This is a genomic window from Pseudomonas putida (genome assembly GCF_028682475.1).
Lineage (GTDB): Bacteria > Pseudomonadota > Gammaproteobacteria > Pseudomonadales > Pseudomonadaceae > Aquipseudomonas > Aquipseudomonas putida_AG.
The window spans coordinates 85789-106734 of the sequence record NZ_JANHLE010000004.1; the positions used below are offsets into that span (position 1 = coordinate 85789).

The 20946-nt window shown below is 61.5% G+C and carries 20 protein-coding genes; 8 read left to right on the forward strand and 12 right to left on the reverse strand.

All coding sequences use genetic code 11. The annotated features are described in order from the left end of the window. Positions 1–39 precede the first annotated feature (39 nt). Both NPS47_RS04975 and NPS47_RS04980 read right to left on the reverse strand, forming a co-directional pair. Entirely contained in the window at positions 40–1293 is a 1254-nt protein-coding gene (locus tag NPS47_RS04975; protein WP_274293977.1) for an aromatic amino acid transport family protein, read from the reverse strand. Positions 1294–1566: 273 nt separating this feature from the next. Next, a complete protein-coding gene (locus NPS47_RS04980) occupies positions 1567–2577 on the reverse strand; it encodes a zinc-dependent alcohol dehydrogenase family protein (RefSeq protein ID WP_274293978.1) in 1011 nt (336 codons plus the stop codon). A gap of 141 nt (positions 2578–2718) precedes the next feature. Between NPS47_RS04980 and NPS47_RS04985 the strand changes: the two genes are divergently transcribed. The 3 genes from NPS47_RS04985 (at position 2719) to NPS47_RS04995 (ending at position 6755) form a co-directional block, all read left to right on the forward strand. Further along, positions 2719–3219 carry a sigma-70 family RNA polymerase sigma factor gene (locus NPS47_RS04985; RefSeq protein ID WP_274293979.1) on the forward strand — a complete coding sequence of 167 codons (501 nt, stop codon included), beginning with the start codon at positions 2719–2721 and terminating at the stop codon, positions 3217–3219. Then, positions 3220–4167 carry a FecR domain-containing protein gene (locus tag NPS47_RS04990; protein WP_274293980.1) on the forward strand — a complete coding sequence of 316 codons (948 nt, stop codon included), beginning with the start codon at positions 3220–3222 and terminating at the stop codon, positions 4165–4167. 104 nt (positions 4168–4271) lie between these two features. After that, positions 4272–6755 carry a TonB-dependent siderophore receptor gene (locus NPS47_RS04995; RefSeq protein ID WP_274293981.1) on the forward strand — a complete coding sequence of 828 codons (2484 nt, stop codon included), beginning with the start codon at positions 4272–4274 and terminating at the stop codon, positions 6753–6755. Between the two features lie 75 nt (positions 6756–6830). Here NPS47_RS04995 and NPS47_RS05000 read toward each other — a convergent pair whose 3' ends face one another. From NPS47_RS05000 to NPS47_RS05015, 4 genes are all read right to left on the reverse strand, one after another. Next, the gene (locus NPS47_RS05000; RefSeq protein WP_274293982.1) at positions 6831–7424 is read right to left on the reverse strand and encodes an HAD family hydrolase; all 594 of its coding nucleotides are present in this window, start codon (positions 7422–7424) and stop codon (positions 6831–6833) included. After that, on the reverse strand, positions 7421–8290 hold the full coding sequence (gene tesB / locus NPS47_RS05005) for an acyl-CoA thioesterase II (protein ID WP_274293983.1): 870 nt from the start codon (positions 8288–8290) through the stop codon (positions 7421–7423). Before tesB ends, NPS47_RS05000 begins: the two co-directional genes overlap by 4 nt. A 77-nt stretch (positions 8291–8367) precedes the next feature. Then, positions 8368–8937, reverse strand: a complete 570-nt coding sequence (locus NPS47_RS05010) for a GNAT family N-acetyltransferase (RefSeq protein WP_274293984.1) — start codon at positions 8935–8937, stop codon at positions 8368–8370. Positions 8938–9074: 137 nt separating this feature from the next. Next, positions 9075–11060 (reverse strand): TonB-dependent receptor, encoded by a 1986-nt coding sequence (locus NPS47_RS05015; RefSeq protein WP_274293985.1) that lies wholly within the window; start codon positions 11058–11060, stop codon positions 9075–9077. A gap of 583 nt (positions 11061–11643) precedes the next feature. Here NPS47_RS05015 and NPS47_RS05020 point away from each other — a divergent pair. Then, on the forward strand, positions 11644–12321 hold the full coding sequence (locus NPS47_RS05020; RefSeq protein ID WP_274293986.1) for a histidine phosphatase family protein: 678 nt from the start codon (positions 11644–11646) through the stop codon (positions 12319–12321). A gap of 16 nt (positions 12322–12337) precedes the next feature. On the opposite strand, the gene NPS47_RS05025 is transcribed toward NPS47_RS05020, so the two are convergent. Beyond that, entirely contained in the window at positions 12338–12763 is a 426-nt protein-coding gene (locus tag NPS47_RS05025) for an EamA family transporter (protein ID WP_274293987.1), read from the reverse strand. Positions 12764–12863: 100 nt separating this feature from the next. Between NPS47_RS05025 and NPS47_RS05030 the strand changes: the two genes are divergently transcribed. Beyond that, complete coding sequence (locus NPS47_RS05030; RefSeq protein WP_274293988.1) at positions 12864–13778, forward strand: histone deacetylase family protein; 915 nt, start codon at positions 12864–12866, stop codon at positions 13776–13778. A gap of 149 nt (positions 13779–13927) precedes the next feature. Next, positions 13928–15163, forward strand: coding sequence for a TIGR03862 family flavoprotein (locus NPS47_RS05035; RefSeq protein ID WP_274293989.1), 1236 nt, complete (start codon positions 13928–13930; stop codon positions 15161–15163). A gap of 57 nt (positions 15164–15220) precedes the next feature. Here the strand turns inward: NPS47_RS05035 and NPS47_RS05040 are convergent, their stop codons facing one another. Together NPS47_RS05040 and yedA are read right to left on the reverse strand one after the other, a co-directional pair. Continuing rightward, positions 15221–16552: a DEAD/DEAH box helicase gene (locus NPS47_RS05040; protein ID WP_274293990.1), complete on the reverse strand. Its 1332-nt coding sequence runs from the start codon at positions 16550–16552 to the stop codon at positions 15221–15223. A gap of 75 nt (positions 16553–16627) precedes the next feature. After that, entirely contained in the window at positions 16628–17560 is a 933-nt protein-coding gene (yedA, locus tag NPS47_RS05045; RefSeq protein WP_274293991.1) for a drug/metabolite exporter YedA, read from the reverse strand. Between the two features lie 152 nt (positions 17561–17712). Here yedA and NPS47_RS05050 point away from each other — a divergent pair, with 152 nt between their 5' ends. Further along, entirely contained in the window at positions 17713–18171 is a 459-nt protein-coding gene (locus NPS47_RS05050; protein ID WP_274293992.1) for an Lrp/AsnC family transcriptional regulator, read from the forward strand. Here NPS47_RS05050 and NPS47_RS05055 read toward each other — a convergent pair. From NPS47_RS05055 to NPS47_RS05065, 3 genes are all read right to left on the reverse strand, one after another. Continuing rightward, complete coding sequence (locus tag NPS47_RS05055) at positions 18168–18770, reverse strand: 3'-5' exonuclease (RefSeq protein WP_274293993.1); 603 nt, start codon at positions 18768–18770, stop codon at positions 18168–18170. The two genes, NPS47_RS05050 and NPS47_RS05055, sit on opposite strands and share 4 nt — an antisense overlap. Positions 18771–18789: 19 nt before the next feature. Further along, a complete protein-coding gene (locus NPS47_RS05060; RefSeq protein ID WP_045182683.1) occupies positions 18790–19269 on the reverse strand; it encodes an NYN domain-containing protein in 480 nt (159 codons plus the stop codon). A 101-nt stretch (positions 19270–19370) separates the two neighbouring features. Continuing rightward, a complete protein-coding gene (locus tag NPS47_RS05065; protein ID WP_274293994.1) occupies positions 19371–20111 on the reverse strand; it encodes a DUF2076 domain-containing protein in 741 nt (246 codons plus the stop codon). A 155-nt stretch (positions 20112–20266) separates the two neighbouring features. Between NPS47_RS05065 and NPS47_RS05070 the strand changes: the two genes are divergently transcribed. Continuing rightward, the gene (locus tag NPS47_RS05070) at positions 20267–20935 is read left to right on the forward strand and encodes a hypothetical protein (RefSeq protein WP_274293995.1); all 669 of its coding nucleotides are present in this window, start codon (positions 20267–20269) and stop codon (positions 20933–20935) included. Positions 20936–20946 lie beyond the last annotated feature (11 nt).

Here is a 20946-nt window from a genome sequence, read left to right on the forward strand (position 1 = left end):
GCGCAGATGCCTTTTTTGTTGCCTATGAGAAATGAATCCTTACCATCCGCCTGGCAACCAGCCAAATGCACTGGCAATCGCATACGCCATGCTGCACAGGTACAGCACCACCACCAGCACCTGAATCAGCGGATGGGCGATCCAGCCGCACTGCCAGGCCGGAACGATGTCACCGTTCTTGCGCGCCGAACGCAGCATCAGGATCGGCATGATCGAGAGGATCACGCCGCTGAACACACCGGCGAAGTACAGCGCATTGACGAAGCCGACCATGCCGCTGTAAGCGAGGATGAACGGCGGAACGCAGACAATGCCGAGCACCAGCAGACGGTTCTTGGGATTGCTTTCCGAGCCCAGGCTTTTGAACTTGTCGAAAATGTTGGTCAGGAAGCTGCCGCCCAGGCCCCAGTACGAGGTCATCATGGCGCACAGGGCAAAGGTGTTGGCGGTGTAGAACGCCCACTGCCCAAGCGCCTGCCCCCAGGCCAGGGTGGCGACTTCAGTCTGGTTTTCCAGGCCGTTCAGGGCAATCACCGACATCGGTACGATCGCCAGCAAGATGAAGGTGATCACCATGCCCGTGATCACGGCGACAGGCAGGCGCTTGGGCGCGTGACTGAAACCACGGGCCATTTCCGGGACCACGTACTGTGCCGAGAAGCAGAACACGGCGATGTTGAACACCGGGATCATGTAGATCCAGCTGCCCTCGAACAGGTTGGCAAAATCGGTGCGTTCGTTGATCAGTGTCGCAATCACCAGCACCAGGGTCATCGAGACCATGCCAATGCTGATGAACTTCTCACCCTTGCCGATCGCCTTCAGCCCCAGGTACAGCACGAACGCGGCGGGCAGGAAGAACAGCATGCTGCCCAGCGCCGGGCTGATACCGAAGAACTCGCTGAGGATCTTGCCGCTACCGCTCATGTAGGCGGTCAGGGCACCAATGCTGTTAACCGCCACCGAAAGGAAGATCGCCCAGGCACCGAAGGAGCCGACATAGCGTTGCGCCAGGCCACTCAACTGGTGGTGGCTGCGGGTACGCAAGGTGGTTTCCGAGACATAGAGCATGGAGATGGTGGTGAAGACACCGGCAACCGCCAGCCACAAAAGCAGCGGCATGTAACCGGCCAGGCGGCTGGCATAGGCCATCGACAACACACCGGCACCGATGTTGGTGCCGACGATCATTGCCACGGCCTCGACGAAGGTCAGGCGTTTGACCTCCAGGCCCGATGATTCGGAAACGGACGCGTCAGCACCGCCCACGGCGATGTTGGGGTTTGCACTCATGATCACACTCACTGCGTATTTATATTTATTACCGGAAGCACCTGAAGCGATGCGTCACAGGCCCCTCGTCACGACGGTGGCTCTGTGCCATGGATTTTTCGAGCGGCGGGCAAAATATCACACAAGGTGTTCGGAATAACATCCAGACGAGGCGTAAGAGTGTGAATCAAAATTTCGGAAAAATTATTTAAAAGCAGATAGTTAGCGGATTTGAGGGGCAACGCGCAGAGGTCAAGCCCGACCAAGGTCGGGCTGCCTCAGTGGTGAGTACGATCAGAACTCCAGGCAGATCTTGCCGAAATGCTGGTTGCTTTCCTGGTAGCGGAACGCGTCGACGATCTGCTCCAGGGCGAAGGTTTTATCGATGACCGGACGCAAACCGTTGGCATCGATGGCCCGCACCATTGCCTGCTGTTGGGCCCGACTGCCGACCAGCACACCTTGCAGGCGGATCTGGCGCACCAGCGCCTGCACCAGCGGCAACTGGCCGGCGACTCCGGTGAGGATTCCGATCAGCGAAATGTGCCCGCCGATGCGTGCGGCGATCATCGATTGCTCAAGCGTCGCCGGGCCACCCACTTCGATGACGTGATCGACCCCACGATTGCCGGTGAGCTGGCGCACCGTTTCGCCCCAGGCCGGGGTCTTGCGGTAGTTGATCAGGTGATCGGCGCCCATGGCCTTGAGGCGTTCGAGCTTGTCGTCACTGGACGAGGTGGCAATCACCGTGGCGCCGGCCAGTTTGGCGAACTGCAGGGCGAAGATCGAAACACCGCCCGTGCCTTGTACCAGCACGGTATCGCCCGGCTTGAGTGAGTCGTCGGCCATCAGCGCGCGCCAGGCGGTAAGCCCTGCGGTGGTGAGGGTCGCCGCCTCGGCATGGCTGTAGCCTTTGGGGGCATGGGTAAACGAGGTAGCACGCGCGGTGACCTGTTCGCGGGCATAGCCATCGATACCGTCTCCTGGCACCGTCGCAAAGCCTTCCACCAGCGCCTGGCCGTCAAGCCAGTCGGGGAAGAAGGTGCTGACCACGGCATCACCCACGGCAAACTCCGTCACGCCGCTACCCACAGCCGTGACCACGCCGGCACCGTCGGCCATGGGGATGCGTGACTCGGCTGGTCCCCACATGCCGCTGACCACGGCAAAATCATGATAGTTGAGCGAGTTGGCGTGCAACCGGACGGTGATCTCCCCGGACTTGGGTGCGGCGGCCTCGCAGGTGCCGACTTGAACCTTGTCGTAACCACCACCCGCCTGGACATAAATAGCCTTGCTGCTCATGCGAACCTCCTGGTTGGATCGGGTAAATAGCTGGTCAGTCTTGGCCTCGACTTGCCAGCGGTCAAGCGCCAGCGCTTGCGAAATATCCAGACAAACAACAATAATGCGACTAATTATCAATTACTGCGCTGGTTGTCGTTCATGCCCGCTCCCGATCATGCTGCTCTGCATACGCTCTACAGCGAACACCACGGTTGGCTGAAAAGCTGGCTACGCGCCCGCCTGGGCAACGCCAGCGATGCCGCTGACCTGGCCCAGGACACCTTTATCCGGGTGCTGACCGCGCGCAATGCCCAGACCATTCGCGAGCCGCGCAGTTATCTGGGCGCCATCGCCAATGCGCTGATGATCGATAAATTCCGTCGCAAGGCGCTGGAGCAGGCTTACCTTGCCGAACTGGCAAACCGCCCGGAACGGATGGCCGATTCGCCGGAAACGCGCTTGCTGATCCTCGAAACCCTGGTGGCCGTCGACACCCTGCTCGACGGATTGGGGGAGCGCACCCGCCGCATCTTCCTCGCCGTGCAACTGGAAGGCCTGAGCTATGTCGCCACCGCTGAGCGCCTGGGGGTTTCGGTCACCACGGTGAAAAAGCACCTGATCCGCGCCATGACTCACTGCCTGCTGCTGACGGACGACTGAATGGCTCAAGCGCTGGATTACCGTACCCTCGAAGCCGCTGCGACCTGGTATGTCCAGCTCAACGCGGCGCAGCCCAGTGATGCCCAGCTGCAAGCCTGGCAAGACTGGCTGGGCAAAAGCCAGGCGCATGCCCAGGCATGGGCCCGGGTGGAAAAGCTGCAACGCCAGTTTGGCAGCCTGCCGGCCGATGTCGCCCTGCCGACCCTGGCCGGCGTCCGCGCGCGCCGTCGTGCAGTGGTAAAGACCCTGGCCGTGCTCCTGTCCGTCGGTGCCGCCGGCTGGAGCGTGCAGCAAAGCACTCCGGCCCAGGCCCTGATGGCCGAACTGCGCACCGGCAAGGGGCAACGGCGCCAGGTCAGGCTTAGCGATGGCAGCCAGCTCGAACTCAATTCCGACAGTGCCGTGGATATCCACTTTGATGACCAGCAGCGCCTGTTGCGCCTGTACCGCGGCGAGATCATGGTGCAGACCGCCAGCGACCCTGCCGCCCGCCCCTTCGAAGTGCAGACCGCCGAGGGCCGCGTGCGCGCCCTGGGCACGCGTTTCAGTGTGCGCAGCGACGACGGCCAGAGCCGGGTCAGCGTGTTGCAGCACGCAGTGGAGATTCGTCCTGTGGATAACCCGCTGCTGATGCGGCGCCTGGATGCCGGGCAAACGGTCAGCTTCGACCCGCGGCAGATCGGTAGCGTCCATAGCGCAGCACCCGGCACTGGCGCCTGGACCCAAGGCATGTTGACGGTGATCGAATGGCGCCTGGCCGACTTTGTCAGCGAGCTGCGCCGCTACCGCCCGGGCATGCTGCGCTGCGCTGAAGGCATTGCCGATTTGCGCCTGTCCGGTGCCTTTCGCATCGACGATACCGACACCATTCTGGAAAACCTCAGCGCCTCGTTGCCAGTCAAGGTGCGCTACCTCACCCGCTACTGGGTCAGCATCGAGGCGGTCTGAACAATTTCAACAAAAGGGTTGCCGATTTTCATTCTCATTCGGCTACGCAGTTAAAGCAGCAAATCCAGCTGCACCTCTGCCCAGCCAATCGAAGGAAAACCTGCATGACCCGCATTTGCCCCCGGGCACCCCGCCCTCTGGTTCGCGCCGCTCACCTGGCATTGTTCGGCCTGACCCTGGCGCCGCTGCCGCTGTTGGCCTTGCTGCCGACGCAGGCCATGGCACAGAGCGCCAGCAAGAACTTTCAGATCGCGCCGGGGGCGCTGGGCACCAATCTCAGTCTGTTTGCCACCCGCGCCAACATCACCCTGTCGTTCGATGCCCGCCAGACTCAGGGCCGGCAATCGGCGGGGCTGCAGGGTGATTATTCGGTGGAAGAAGGCCTGGCGCGGCTGCTGCAGGGCAGCGGCCTGCAGGCCCAGCGCCAGAGCAACGGCGGCTATGTGCTGGTCCCGGCCGATACCAGCGGCGCGCTGGAGCTGGGGGCGACCAGTATCAACGGCCAGCTCCTCGGCGAAACCACGGAAAACACCGGCTCCTACACCACCGCCGCTTCCCGGACTGCGACCAAGCTGCCGCTGTCGATTCGCGAAACACCGCAATCGATCACCGTTGTCACTCGCCAGTTGATGGATGACCAGGGCGCCCAGAGCATCTCCGATGTGTTGCGCAATACCCCCGGCGTATCGGCGCAGACCTACGACAGCGACCGCACCGAATTTTCCAGCCGCGGCCTGGTCATCACCAACTACCAGTACGACGGTGTGAACACCATTTACGACGGGGTCTACGACGAAGGCACCGCCCATGTCGACATGGCCATCTATGACCGGGTCGAAGTGCTCAAGGGCGCGACCGGGCTGATGACCGGCTCCGGCGATCCTTCGGCGACGGTCAACCTGATCCGCAAGAAACCCACCGCACAGTTCCAGGCCTCGCTGACCGGCAGTGCCGGCAGTTGGGACAACTATCGCGGCGAAGGCGATGTTTCCGGGCCGCTGAACAGCAGCGGCACCCTGCGCGGCCGCTTTGTCGGCGCACAACAGGACAAGAAGGGTTATCAGGATCACTACCAGCAGAAGAAAGAGGTGTACTACGGCATTCTCGAAGCCGACATTACCCCCGACACCCTGCTGACGGTCGGTATCGACCAGCAGAACACCACTCCGCGCGGTACCTCCTGGACCGGCAACCCGGTGTACTTTGCCGACGGCGGTCGTACCGATTTCTCCCGTTCGTTCAACCCAGGCGCCGACTGGAGCCGTCGCGACTTCCAGAACCGCACCTACTTCGCCTCCCTGGAACAGGCACTGGTCAACGACTGGTCGCTCAAGTTCAGCGTCAACCAGCTGCAAAGCGACCACGACACCCGTCTGGCCTCGGCCAGTGGTGGCTCACCGGATCGCGACGGCAATGGCATGTCCTTCTTCTGGGGGCGCTGGGAAGGACATCGGGTACAGAACTCTGCCGACCTGAACCTCTCCGGCCCCTTCAGCCTGTTCGGTCGCCAGCATGATCTGGTGGTCGGCTATAACACCTCATTCTCGCGCCAGACCGGCAGCACCTGGGACACCACCAAAAGCGGCGAAACCGGTATGGTGCCGGGCAGTATTTTCGATTGGGACGGCCACATCGGCGTGCCGGACTTCCCGAAAAACGGCAAGTACGAACAGAAGAAGAGCCAGAGCGGCGCCTACATCGCCACCCGCCTGCGCCCCACCGACGACCTGTCGGTGATCCTCGGTACCCGTGTCAGCACCTTCAAGTATCACGATAATTATGACTACGACGGTCTGAACCCGGATGTCTTCGCCGACAACTCGGCCAGCTACAAACAGCATGGCGTGGTCACGCCCTATGCCGGCGTGGTGTATGACCTGAACGACACCTACTCGGTGTACACCAGCTACACCTCGATCTACCAGCCGCAGAGCAACAAGGACAGCAACGGCGTCACTCTCGATCCGGTTGAAGGCGACAGCTACGAAGCCGGTCTGAAGGCGGCCTACTTCGACGGCAGGCTCAATGCCAGCCTGGCCTTCTTCCGCATCGAGCAGGACAACGTCGCCGAGTCGATCGGCACCAACCCGGTCACCAACGAAGGCATCTACAAGGCCACCAGCGGTGCAATCACCAAGGGCCTGGAGCTGGAAATCGCCGGCGAGCTGCAAGAAGGCTGGAACCTCTCGGCCGGCTACACCTATGCGCGCACCCGCGATGCCGACGAGCAGCGCATGTACGGCTTCCCGATGAGCACCAGCAAGCCTGAGCATCTGGTACGTGTGTTCACCACTTATCGCCTGCCGGGGATGCTGGACAAAGTCACGGTCGGTGGCGGGGTGAACTGGCAGAGTGCGTTCTACGGCAAGATCTACAGCAGTGCGGTGAGCGACTACACCTACATCAAGCAAGGCGGCTATACCCTGGTCGACCTGATGAGCCGCTACCAGTATGACGAGCACCTGAGCTTCACGGTCAACGCCAACAACGTGTTCGACAAACGCTACCTGAGCGGCCTGGGCAACTTCGACACCACCTACTATGGTGAGCCGCGCAATGTAATGCTGACTACGCGCTGGGACTTTTGAGGCCTGATCGCGGGGCAAGCCCGCTCCCACTGGACAACGCCAAAGCGGTGGGAGCGGGCTTGCCCCGCGATAGCTTCAACCTTGCAACAACGCCTGCAACGCCCGGCAATCCGCCGCATGCCAGTCGGTCAATTCCGGCCAGGGATTGTCCGGCAGATTGACCAGGACAGTCCGCGAGCCCGCCGCACGGCCGCAATCGAGGTCAAAACGGTAATCACCGACCATGACCATCTCGGCCGGCGCTACATTCCACGCCTCGGCCAGCTTCAACAAGCCACCGGGATGCGGCTTGGGTGGCGCTTCGTCACGTCCCAGCACGTACGGCTCGGCAAAGCAGTCCGCCAGGCCGATAGCTTCCAGCGTCACATGCGCCAGCTCACGCGCATTGCGGGTAAGGATACCCAGCTGACAACCCCGCCCGGCCAGCTCACGCACCAGCTCCACCGCGCCGACTGCAGCCTGCGAGCCAATCGCCAGATCACGTTCATGCTCCAGTAACCAGGCATGCTTGGCCGCAGCTTCGGCAGCAGGCAATGCCGCCAGGTGGGTAAGGATGTCGTCCGCCGGCGGAATCTCCAGGGCCTCGCGAATGGCCGCGAAGTCATGCACCGCGACAGTCAGGGTGCCGTCCATGTCGAACACCCAATGGCGGATATCCTTGAGGCTCATGCCCAGTCCTTGCGATGGCGAATCAAGCCTTCCTGGCAGGACGAAGCCACCAGTTGCCCAGCCTGGTTGAATATGTTGCCGCGGGAAAAGCCGCGAGCATTACCGGCCCACGGGCTGTCCATGGCGTACAGCAGCCACTCGTCAGCCCTGAGGTTGCCGTGGAACCACAGCGCATGGTCGAGGCTGGCAATCTGCATGTCTTTCTGCCACACCGATTTGCCATGGGGCAGCAGCGAGGTGGTCAACAGGCCGAAGTCCGAGGCATAGGCGAGCAGGTATTTGTGCAACGCCGGCACGTCCGGCAGGTTGCCATCGGCACGGAACCAGATGTACTTCACCGGCTCGCCCGGTTTGGGATTGAACGGGTCTTCTGCGGTGACCGGGCGCATTTCGATCGGCTTGGCGCACAGCATCTTGTCGCGGATCGTTTCAGGCAGGCGATCGGCCATGCGCTGAAACAACTCCACTTCCGACGGCAGGTTTTCCGGACCCACCACCGCAGGCATCTGCGTCTGGTGGGCGAAACCCTCTTCGTCGTACTGGAACGAGGCGCTGCAGGTAAAGATCGGCTGGCCCTTCTGGATCGCCGTCACCCGCCGGGTACTGAAGCTGCCACCATCGCGTACCCGGTCCACCGAGTAGACCACCGGCATCGACGCATCACCCGGACGCAGGAAATAACCGTGCAATGAATGCACATGGCGCGCTTCTTCGACCGTCTGGCTGGCGGCCGACAACGATTGCCCCAGCACCTGGCCACCGTACAGCTGGCGAAAACCCAGATCCTGACTGCGTCCGCGAAACAGGTTTTCCTCAATGGCTTCCAGACTCAGCAAGTCGACCAGATCGTCCAACACGTGGCTCATTCAAGATTCTCCAAAGCAATGCGCAACTGCGACAAATGATACAGGGTTTGTCATAGCTCACCTGTATGTTGTGCAATTCAGCCACGCAGGGTCTCTTGCCACTGGGCCCGGTTGATGCGGTACAGCACATGGGCACGCAGCGGATGGTCCTCGGACAGTTTCGGGTGCAGAAAACCGCCGTCGAGGTCCTGCTGCATGCCGATGGCCTGCATGACCTTCTGCGACGGTAGATTGCTTTCAGCAGTGAACGACACCACCTGCTCCAGGCCCAATTGGGCAAAGGCGCAGCGCAGGCTGGTCCAGGCCGCTTCGCTGGCAAAACCCAGGCCCCAATGGCGACGCGCCAGACGCCAGCCGATCTCCACGGCTGGCGCGAAGTCGGCATCGAAGCTGACATTGAGCAGGCCGGTCATGCCGATGAAAGCGCCAGAGTCCTTGCGCTCCAACGCCCACAAGCCAAAACCGTATTCGTTGAAATGGCCCCGGATGCGGCCGATCAGTGCGGCGCTCTCAAGGCGCGTCAGCGGGGCGGGAAAATAACGCATGACCTGAGGGTCGGCGCACAGGGCGGCGAACTCGTTGAGGTCGTCATCCTGCCATTGGCGCAGCACCAATCGTGCGCTTTCCAATTCGAGTATGGGGGTCATTGCCTGCTCCTGAACACATCACTTGCAGTGTACAGCGTAGGCAGAGGCAGGAAAGCTGGCGACAGGGGCCAGGAAAAATCAGCGTCTCGACAGTGCAGGCCAGGCCATCACTGTCGAGACGTTCAGGGCGGGAGCGATCAGAACGTGAAGCTTGCGGTCAGCTCCGCCGAGCGGCCCGGTGCCACGGTGGCGAACAGACCGACATGGGACGCATCGTAAATGGTTTCGTCGGTCAGGTTGAGGACGTTGAGCTGCAGGTCGAGGTTCTTGCTGACCTTGTAGCCAACCATTGCGTCGTAGCGCCAGTAGTCATCCACGGTAATGGTGTTGGCGTCGTTCATGTAGCGATCATCCATGTAGTTGGCACCGCCACCGACTCTCCAGCGCTCAGTGATGTCGTAGGAGCTCCACAGGCTGAAACTGTTGGGGGCAATGAACTTGGACTGATTGCCGTCGTTGCTGCGGTCACCACCGGACTTCACCACTTCAGCGTCCAGGTAGGTGTAGCCGGCCCAGATGGCCCAGGCGTCGGTGATTCGTCCGGTGGCTTGTAGCTCGAAGCCGGTGACTTTCTGATCGCCATCAAGGGCCACCAGGCCAGTGAGCGGGTCGGTTACCCGGGCGTTGGTTTTTTCCGTGCGGAAAACCGCGGCGGTCAGCGACAGCTGCTCGTTGAGCACATCCCACTTGGTACCCAGCTCCACACTGCGCGCTTTTTCCGGGTCCAGGTTGGCCTTGTTGCCGTTCAGGTTACCGGCACCCGCGCCATCAGCACCGCCGGACTGGGTGTTCTCCCCCGAGGGGTTGGACGATGTGCCGTAGGACAGATAGATGCTGCCATTGGGCATGGGCTTGAAGACTACACCGACCTGATAGTTCCACAGCTCGGTGGACGATTCGGCACCACCGGCAACGCGGTTTTTCACGTCGTAGTCGTCGTAGCGCAGGCCCAGGTTCAGGTCCCACTGCTCATGCAGCCCCAGGGTGTCGAAGGCGTACAGCGATTTGACCTCGGTCTGGTACTTGCTGGTGACTTGGCCAGTACCCGGCAACAGCGTCCAGCCACCGTCATGGGGGTTGGGGTTTTCCAGGTCGGCAGGACGACCGTTATTGCCTTTGTGCTTATCCTTGTCGGTAATGGTTTCGCGGCTGAGTTCCAGGCCGGTGGCATAGGTATGTTTGATGTTGCCGGTGTGGAAAGTACCAAACAGGTCGGTCTGGTTGATCAGCGTCGTGTTGACCACATTGCGTGGCCGGAAACCCCGCCCGACCAGTCCGCTTTCTTCTTGCTCGACATTGGCAAATACCGGACGGCTCATGACGTAGTTCTGCATGCTACGACCACCCCGCAAGGTGTTTCGTAGTTTCAGCTCTTCGGAAAAGTCGTGTTCGAGCATCAACGTTGCCAGGTCGGCAGAAGTCTTGCGGAAGTCGCGATCGACCAGGCCATAGAAATTGTCACGATCAACCTTGGCCGGCTTGTTGGTGATCAGCGAAATCGGGTGCCCCTGATCAGGAATGTCGTCCGTTTCAAGGTGGTAGTAACTGGCGGTGACACGGGTCGGCCCCTGCAGGCCCCAGGTGATGGTCGGGGCAATGCCCCAGCGCTTGACCTCGACATCGTCACGGCCGGGGGTATCGGCTTCGTGCTTCATCGCGTTCAGACGCAAGGCCAGGTCCTGCTCAGGCAGGTACTGGTTGATATCAACGGTGCTGCGCCACAGCTGGTCGGTACCCATGGTGACGGTACCGCCGATGGCGTCTTCCATCTTCGCGGCCTTGCTCACCAGGTTGATCGTGCCGCCGGTCGACCCCCGACCGCTATAGGACGAGCCCGGCCCCTTGACGATTTCCACCGATTCGACGTTGAACGCCTCATGGGACATGCGCCCCAGATCACGTACGCCGTCAATCTGGATGTCGGTACTGGCTTCGAAACCACGAATGAACGGACGATCGCCCAGCGGGGTGCCGCCTTCGCCAGCGCCCAGGGTAATGCCCGGGGTAGTGCGCAGCACGTCGGTCAACGATGTTGCGCCACGCTCTTTGATCAAGGCTTCATTGATGATGGTGATCGACTTGGGCGTTTCAAGCAGGGGGGCGGTGAACTTTGGCGATGACATTTCATCGACTTTGAACGTTTCGTGTGGCTTCCCGGTGATATCGGTTGCATCCAGCTCCACCGCTGTTGCCGGCGCAACCGTGGCAGCGGAAGTTTGCGCCAGACTGACGGAAGACCAGGAAGCCACTGCCAAGCCAAGTGCAGTGTAAAGATGACCTGATTCTGAACGACGTGTTATTTCAGCCTTATGTGCCATTAGTATTGCCACCACCAGAAAATGATGCGCAATGCTATTTACGAGGAATTATCAGATGAAGTTAATTTACATTATTTACGCAGAGTAACAATTCGTTTCAAAGATCAAACTTAGTTACATATATTTAGTTACAAATATAAAGTTACAAACTGCACTGACACAGTGCAGCCAAGTACAACTTGTACGCTATGACAAACTTCTAAACGTTTTGTTCAATTGCGCCGCCCAATAGCGCAAAAACGCCGTTTATCGCTTTCGTCCCATCAAGATTTTTTTCACATCCACTTCACCTTCTCTCCACGGGGTGCCGCCTACAGTGCCGCCACGCTCGTGGTACCTGCCCCAACCGGCTGCCACCCGATCCGATTGCGCGTTATGGAGTCGCAGCATGTTGCCCGGAACTATTCGAAACCCCGTCCTTACAGCGCTCAAGCACCGACGTATCAGAACAATGCTCATCGGCCTGTGCGTCATGCTGGCATTGGCCACGCTGACCACCTGGGCAGCAACGAGAACGCGAATTGTAGACTTGGGCAGTGACAATCAAATGCACAGCAGTGGTGTTTACAGTGAATGGTCCAAAGGTTCGGTGATCGTGTTGATCCGCCACGCTGAACGCTGTGATCGCTCAAGCAACGCTTGCCTTGGCGACCCGACCGGGATCACCGTGGCCGGCAGTCAGGCCGCCATGGACGTCGGTAATGGCTTGCAGCACCTGGGCCTGGGTAGTGCCGATGTGTTCAGCAGCCCGGAAGTCAGGACCCGGCAGACCGCGCACTTCATCTTCGGCAAAGCCATCAACAGCGAAGACTGGGTGCAACAGTGTGACGCGGACTTCGCCCAAACAGCCCTGGCGCACAAGGCACCAGAGCACAACCTGGTGCTGGTGACCCACAGCGGCTGCATCGACCATATGGAGCGCCAGCTGAACGTGCCCGGTGGTCAGCGCTCCAGCGACTATGCCAGTGCCTTGTTCGTCTCGGTCGCCGCCAACGGCAAAGCGAGAATCCTCGGCCAGATGAACGCCAGCGAATGGCAAAAAATCCTCAGCAGTACACGCACCTGAGCATGCAAAAGCCGGCTCAACGCCATGCCAGCATCACGACGCCCACGGTGATCAGGCTGATGCCCGCCCACTGACGCAGATCGAGCTTCTCGCCGAGCAGGGTCACCCCGAGCACGGCGACCAGCACCACGCTGAGTTTATCCACAGGGGCAACCTGAGACGCCTGGCCCAGTTGCAGGGCGCGGAAATAGCAGATCCAGGAAGCCCCGGTGGCCAGCCCGGACAACACCAGAAACAGATAGCTGCGCGGCGAAATCGAAGCCAGTGACTGGTACTGCCCGGTGGCGTAGAGAATCAGTGCCAGGCTGATCAGCACCACCACGGTACGCAGCAAGGTGGCGAAGTCGGAATTGATACCGCTGATGCCGACCTTGGCAAAAATCGCGGTCAGCGCCGCAAAGACCGCCGAGAGCACGGCCCAGAACGTCCAGGAAGCCAGCATTTGCAGTTCGCCTGTGGAAAAGTCTTCATTCAGCTTACAAAGTAGCGCAACCGCAAGCGCAACTGGCAAGATCGGACTCTGACCTGCTCAAGAACCTGCCATGGCCCTGCCCCTGATCTACCACGACGACTACAGCCCGGCGTTTCCCGCCGAGCACCGCTTTCCGATGGACAAGTTCCGCCTGTTGCGCGACCACCTGGTCGACAGCGGGCTGACCACCGATCAGGCCTTGCTGCGCCCGCAGATCTGCCCCAACGATATCCTCGCCCTGGCCCATGACCGCGATTACATCGAGCGCTACATGAATGGCGAGCTGTCACGCGAGGATCAACGCCGCCTCGGCCTGCCCTGGAGTGAAGCCCTGGCGCGACGCACGGTCAGAGCGGTCGGTGGCTCGTTGCTGGCCGCCGAGCAGGCCCTGGAACATGGCATTGCCTGTCACCTGGCCGGCGGCACCCACCACGCCCACTACGACCACCCTGCCGGCTTTTGCATCTTCAACGACCTGGCGGTGATCAGCCACTACCTGCTGGAAGCCGGACGGGTGCACAAGGTGCTGATCTTCGATTGCGACGTGCACCAGGGCGACGGCACCGCGCGGATACTTCACAACACCCCCGACGCCATCACCGTTTCCTTGCATTGCGAGCAGAACTTCCCGGCACGCAAGGCCCAGAGCGACTGGGATATCCCCTTGCCCCGCGGCATGGGCGATCAGGCCTATTTGAAGGTGGTGGAGGACGCGTTGAATTACCTGTTGCCGCTGTACCGCCCGGACCTGGTGCTGTATGACGCTGGCGTCGATGTGCACAAGGACGATGCCCTGGGTTACCTGCAACTGACCGATGAAGGCGTCGCAGCCCGTGATGAGCATGTCCTGCGCCAGTGCCTGGGCCGCGATATCCCGGTGGTCGGGGTGATCGGTGGCGGCTACAGCAAGGACCGCCAGGCCCTGGCCCGCCGCCATGGCATTCTCCATCACAGTGCCAAGCGGGTGCTGGGTTACTCACAATGACTGTGGAACCGCCTGTGGATAACCTGCGTGAAAGCCACTGCAGCCCTTTGCCCGTGTGGGTTTGAAGCGACTGTTCATTTTTTGCTCAGTGTTTCCGCCTGCCGCGCTGAGGTAGAATGCCGGCTCTTTTTCCCAGCTTGCAGCCGACCATGACCGACACCCGCTCCGCCAACCGCCCACACGTTGTCATTATCGGAGGCGGGCCGGCCGGGCTGATGGCCGCCGAAGTGCTCGGCCAGGCCGGGGTCGCGGTGGATCTGTACGACGCCATGCCTTCGGTGGGACGCAAATTCCTCCTGGCCGGGGTCGGTGGCATGAACATCACCCATTCCGAACCCTATCCGGCGTTCATTTCCCGTTATGCCGAGCGCAGCGCTGAAATCGCCGGATTGCTCGAAGGCTTCGACGCCGACGCCCTGCGCCAGTGGATTCACGATCTGGGCATCGAAACCTTCGTCGGCAGCTCTGGCCGGGTGTTTCCCCGCGACATGAAAGCCGCCCCGCTGCTACGTGCCTGGCTCAAGCGCCTGCGCGACAGCGGGGTAGTTATCCACACCCGTCACCGCTGGCTTGGCTGGAATGCCGATGGCAGCTTGCGAGTCGCTTATCCACAGGGCGAACTGGCGCTCAAGCCTGCTGCCACCATTCTGGCCTTGGGCGGCGGCAGCTGGGCGCGTCTGGGTTCCGATGCGAGCTGGTTACCCTGGCTTGTGGATAAAGGCGTACAGGTTGCGCCGTTGCAGGCTGCCAACAGCGGATTCGAGGTGCATGCCTGGAGTGATCTGCTCAAAAACAAGTTCGCCGGCGCGCCATTGAAGAACATCGCCCTGAGCCTTGCGGGTCAGGCGCCGCGCCTGGGTGAGTGCATTGTCACCGCGCAAGGTTTGGAGGGCAGCCTGGTGTATGCCTGGTCTGCGCAGATCCGTGAAGCGATCAACCGCGCAGGCAGCGCCACGGTGCTGCTCGACCTGCTGCCCAACCGCACTGTGGATAACATTCACAAGGCCCTGTCCAAGCCACGCGGCTCACGCTCGATGGCCAAGCACCTGCACAGCCAGTTGGGCCTGGACGGGGTCAAGGCGGCGTTGCTGCGCGAGCTGACCGATGCGCCGACCTTCGCCGATCCGGCATTGCTGGCCCAGGCGATCAAGGCCCTGCCGATTGTTCTGGTGCGCCCTCGCCCGCTGGATGAAGCGATCAGCAGCGCCGGCGGGGTGGTGTTCGAGGCGATGGATCAGCGCTTGATGCTCAACGCGCTGCCGGGGGTGTTTTGTGCCGGCGAGATGCTCGACTGGGAGGCGCCGACCGGGGGGTATCTGTTGACGGCGTGTTTTGCCAGTGGCCGTAAGGCCGGGCTTGGGGTTCTGGACTGGCTGGAAAACTGATCGCGGGGCAAGCCCGCTCCCACACTGTAGGAGCGGGCTTGCCCCGCGATAACTACCTCAAGGCTTACGCTTGCGCGGCCCGGTATTGAACGTCGGCACCTTGCGCACCGGTTTGGCCGCAGGCGCTGCCGCCGGCGTCTCGCCACTGTCCATCCAGCGCCCCAGGCTACGCTTGCTGCTGTTTTCCTTGGGCTTCTTCGGTTTCTTCGGCTTCTTCAGTACCTGACCGTTGGCATCAGTCATCGGCACCTTGTGATCCGGGATGAAATCCGGCTCTTCGTGACGCGGCAGGGTCTTGCGGGTCAGGGTTTCGATCGCCGATAGCAGCTGCACTTCATCGGCGCACACCAGCGAGATCGCCTCGCCGCTGTTGCCTTTACGACCGGTGCGGCCAATACGGTGGATATAGTCTTCCGCCACAATTGGCAGGTCGAAGTTGACCACCAGGGGCAGGTCGTCAATGTCCAGGCCGCGCGCAGCAACATCGGTGGCCACGAGGATCTGGATCTCACGTGCCTTGAAACTGTCCAGGGCCCGCTGGCGGGTCGCCTGGGGCTTGTCGCCATGGATGCCGTCGGCGTTCACGCCCAGACCACGCAAGCGCTCGACCAGTTGATCGACACCGTTGCGGGTCTTGGCGAACACCAGCACCTGTTTCCAGCGCTGTTTGCGCATCAGGTGGCTGAACAGCTCCGGTTTGCGCTTCTTGTCCACCGGGACGATCCACTGCTTGACCGTGCTGGCAGTGACGTTGCGCGGGCTGACTTCGATGCTCAACGGATCGTTCAGGGTCTGCGCAGCCAGCTGGCGGATTTCGTCGGAGAAAGTGGCCGAGAACAGCAGGGTCTGCCGACGCGCCGGCAAGGCGGCATAGACCGCACGCAGCTCTTCGGCAAAACCCAGGTCGAGCATGCGGTCGGCTTCGTCGAGCACCAGCGCCTGAAGCTGATTGAACTTCACTGCGTTCTGGCGGAACAGATCGAGCAAACGCCCGGGCGTTGCCACCAGCAGGTCAATGCCCTTGCGCAGCTTCATCATCTGCGGGTTGATGCTGACGCCACCGTACACCGCGTAGGTGCTCAGCGGCAGGTGTTCGGCGTATTCGCGGATGTTGCTGTGCACCTGTTCGGCCAGCTCACGGGTGGGCACCAGCACCAGGGCACGCACCGAGTTGCTGGCCACCTTGGCGCCTTCCAGGGTCAGGCGCTGCAAAAGCGGCAGGGCGAACCCTGCGGTCTTGCCGGTACCGGTCTGGGCCGCGGCCATCAGGTCACGCCCGGCCAGTACGGCAGGAATGGCCTGGGCCTGGACCGGCGTCGGGGTGTTGTAGTCCAGGCGCTCAAGCGCGCGCAGCAAGGGTTCAATCAGGCCGAGTTTGGCGAATGTCATGGCAGTACCGTCAGGGGAATTCAGCAATGGCGGCAGTTTACCTTGTTCCGCCAGCACCTTCCTGACAAACCGCTGCTACTTGCACAGCTCGCCGTCTGCCTGCGCTTGCGGCTTGCTCATCTCGACTGTCGGCTTGCGCCACTGCGGCAGACCGATCAACACCACCGCACCGATGATCACCGCCATGGCCACGCATTCCTCGAAACCGATCTGCTCGCCGGCAAACAGGATCCCGAGCAGCACCGCGACTGCGGGGTTGACGTAGGCGTAGCTGGTGGCCGCCGCCGGACGCACATGCTTGAGCAGATACATGTAGGCGCTGAAGGCCAGGATCGAGCCGAAGAACACCAGATAAGCCAATGCCCCCCAACCCGCGGCGGTAGGCATCTGGGTCATGCGCTCGCCGCTCAGGGCGCTGCCCAGCAGCAAGGCCGCACCCCCCACGAGCATCTCGGCGGCGCTGGCCATCGGCCCCTGAGGCAGTGGCAGGCTTTTGCTCCACACCGAGCCGAACGCCCACGATGCGGCGGCAAACAGGATCAACGCGGCGCCCATGGGACTGGCCTGCAGGTTGGAACCCAGGTTAAGCATGGCAATACCGACCAGCCCGAGGACGATCCCGGCCCATTCCAGGCGGGTGTTGCGCTGGCCCCAGAACAGGCCGAACACCAGGGTGAACAACGGCACCGTGGCCACCGCAAGGGCGGCAACCCCGGACGCCACGCCGGCATGCTCGGCCAGGGTCACGCCGCCATTGCCGCAGCTGAGCAACAGCACACCGATTGCGCCGGCTGCGCGCCATTGCGGCCAGGTCGGTGCTGGCACGCCGCGCCAGCGCAAAAAACCGTACAACAAGGTACCGGCGATCACAAAGCGCACGCCCGCCATCAGCAACGGTGGCCAGGACTCGACACCGATACGGATCACCAGGTAAGTCGAGCCCCACACCAGGTACAAGGCGAGGAAAGCGCCGATCAAAACCAATGGAAAGCGACGAGGGGCAGGCATGGGGGGCTCGAATTCTGATTGTCGGGGGGTTAGTTTAGAAAGGCATGCGCGCAAACATAAGTTACAAAACCTGTTTAAACAAACCGTACACTTTTGAAAGCACGGTTCTTCAGGCCATCAACCTTTGATTCGAAACACGCCTCGGGAAGTCCATGGACAAGTACGATCGAATACTCCTCAGCGCTTTGCTGGAAAACGGCCGCGCCTCGTTTGCGGAGCTCGCACGCAAGGTCAATCTGTCTGCTCCGGCGGTTGCCGAACGGGTCGCCAAACTTGAAGCCAGCGGCGTGATCACCGGCTACCAGGCCAAGGTCGATCTGGAGAAAATCGGCTTGCCGATCCAGTGCGTGATTGAACTGCGCCTGGCCAGCCACGGTAATCAGCAGACCTATGAAGAACTCTCGCAGATCCCGCAATTGACCGAGTGCCACCGGGTCACCGGTGATCCTTGCGTGATCATGCAGGCGGCCGTGGCCTCGATGCCGGAACTGGAGGCGTTGATCAACCGTGTCGCCCAGTTCGGCTTCAGCAAGACCTCGATCATTCTCTCCAGCGCTGTGGAGCGGCGCTTGCCGCTGGGCCACCTCGAGCACAACGGCAAGAAAACCTAGCGGTAGGTTTTCAGCGCCTCGGCGATCTTCGCCGCCGGGACTTTCTGCAAGCTGCAGAACAACTGGTGAGACACCGCACTGACGCCTTGCTCACGCAACTGACCGGCCAGGTGCTGGGCCAGGTTGGCGGCCATTTCCGCGTCGGCCATGGCCCGGTGAGCGGTGCCGGTGTCGGGCAGCCCAGCCCAACGGGTCAGGGTGCCGAGCTTGTGGTTCGGCGCCGCCGGCATCAGGCGCCGGGCCAGGAGCATCGAACAGGCGAAGCGCTGGCTCCGGCTGCGACCGATCTGCGCCAGTTCATAGTCCCAGAACTTCTGGTCGAACGAGGCGTTGTGCGCCAGCATCGGGGTATCGCCGACGAACTCGGCGACCTCGTTCATCACCCGTGCAACAGGCGGGGCACTGCGCAGCATGGCCGTGGTGATACCGGTCAGCGAGGCAACGAAGGCCGGCACCGGCAACCCTGCATTCATCAGGCTCTGGTAGCGCTCGACGATACGCCCCCCTTCGAGCATGACCACCGCCACTTCAGTGGCCCGGCAATTTGCACCGGGCGAAATGCCGGTGGTTTCGAAGTCGATGACAGCAATACGTTCCAAAACAAAACCTCAGTAAAACCTAGTGCCTGAGCAGCAGGCCGCCCTCGATGGGCACATAGCGGCTGGCCGCGCGAATCAGCGAGTTGGCAGTAAGCCCCGGAACGCCATAAGCGACGGCTTCAATCCCGTGACGGCTGATGACCCGCTCCAGCAATAAATCAAAATCACCGTCGCCGGAAGCCAGCACCACTTCATCGACCCGCGCTGCGGCGTCGATCACGTCCAGGGTGATACCCACATCCCAATCGCCCTTGGCCGAGCCATCGCTGCGCTGAATGTAGGGTTTGAGTTTGACGGTGAAACCGAGGTTGCGCAGGATCTGCTGAAACTGCTGCTGTTTGCTGTCGCCGCGGTCAATGGCATAGGCAACTGCCTCGACAATCTGCCCATGCTGGCTGATATCGGCCCACAGCGCGGCGTAATTGAAATGACAGCCATAGGCCTGGCGCACGGTGTAGTAGAGGTTCTGCACATCGGCGAACACCGCAATCTTCTTCACCGTTCTTCCTCATGGCGCCGTGGCGCGGTTGCCGGCCGCCGCACACCGGGGCCGTTTCGGCGCCCAGTATGCCAGCCTGGAGGCGGTGCGGGTATGCGTGCTCAGACGAAGCTGTCGTCGCCGCCGAAGAATCCGCCGTCGTCGCTACCGTAATCGCTATCCATGAAACCGCCCTGATCGTTGCCATAGTCGCTGTTGTCAGCGCTCAGGCGCTGCTCGTCATTACTGCCCCAGCCACCGCTATCGCTGGCAGGCACGGGCTCCTCCTTGATCACCTCGACCACTTCTTCGGGTTGCGACTGATGGTTGAACAGGCTGCTGATGCCTTGGGCCAGCATCACCCCGCCCGCCACCCCGGCTGCAGTCTGCAAGGCACCACCGAGGAAACTGCTGGCACCACCACGGGCTGGCGTCTGGGCAGGCGCGGCATTGAAACCTTGCTGGGCAGCAACGCCCGGCTGATTGAACGAACGCGACGGCTCACGCCAGCCACCCCCGCTCGCGGCGCTGGCCGGTGCTTGTGGCTGCGGTTGAGGATCACGGGTACCGCTACCGAAGATGCTCGAAAGAAAGCGGCCGCTGTTGCTCGGCGTGGTGGCTGCCACTTGTGCCTTGGCCTGATTCAGTTCGGCCTGCAGTTGCTTGTTCTGCTCGTCCAGGCGTTTGAGCGCAGCTTCCTGAACCAGGATTGCCTGTGCCATGTAGTAGGGCGCCGCCGGTTGCTGCTGCAGGTGCTCGGTGATGCGCGCCTGAGCCTGGGCATCACGGGGGACGTTCGGGTCCTCGGCTTGCCTGAGTCGGCCGAACAGGCCATCGATCAAGGTTTGTTCTTCACTGTTCATGGGCAACCTCACACAAGAGCCGGGGGAATTCAGGTTCACTGAAAATGGGGTGCCAGGGCCGTGGATTCAACACAAGGCGCGATGAAACTTTCTTCAGGTTGGGGGCTGGCTGGGCTAAAGTTACGCCCTGCTTTTTTCAACTGCGATATCGACCGATGAATCCGCTCAGTGTTCTGCGTGACTCCCTGTATTTCTTCCGCCGCCACCTGCTGAGCATCGCCCAGCTCTGTTTGCCGCTGGTGGTGCTCGAGGCACTCTGCACCCAACTGCTCTACCAACAGTTGGGCAAGGACGCGTCACAGGCCTATGGCATGCTTGCCAGCCTGTTGTTCTACCCACTGTACAGTGCCGCGCTGATTCTCTACCTCGACACCCGCAGCAACGGCTACACCCCGCTCAAGCGCAACCTGCTGGCCATGGCCCTGCGCCTGTGGCCATCGTTCGCCCTGATGGTGATGCTCAGCTCACTGTTGATCATGGCCGGCGCCGCACTGTTCATCCTTCCGGGGATCTGGGTGATGATCAACCTGGTGTTTGCCGAGTACCTGCTGGTGCTGCGCGGCCTGCCGCCTCTGGCCGCCATGCGCGAGAGCTTCCAGATGACCAGCGGCAACTTCTGGCGCATCCTCACCTGCATCCTCGGTGTGCTCGCCCCGTTGTGGTTGATCGATGGCCTGAGCCAGATGCTGATCCCTGAGCCTTCGCCGCTGGTGCAACTGGCCATCGACAGCGTCAATGGCTTCCTGCAGTTGTTCAGCACGGTGGTGATGTTCCGTCTGTACATGCTGGTCAGTGACGCGGCCGTGGAACCGCCAGCGCCCTGACCTGTTGCGCG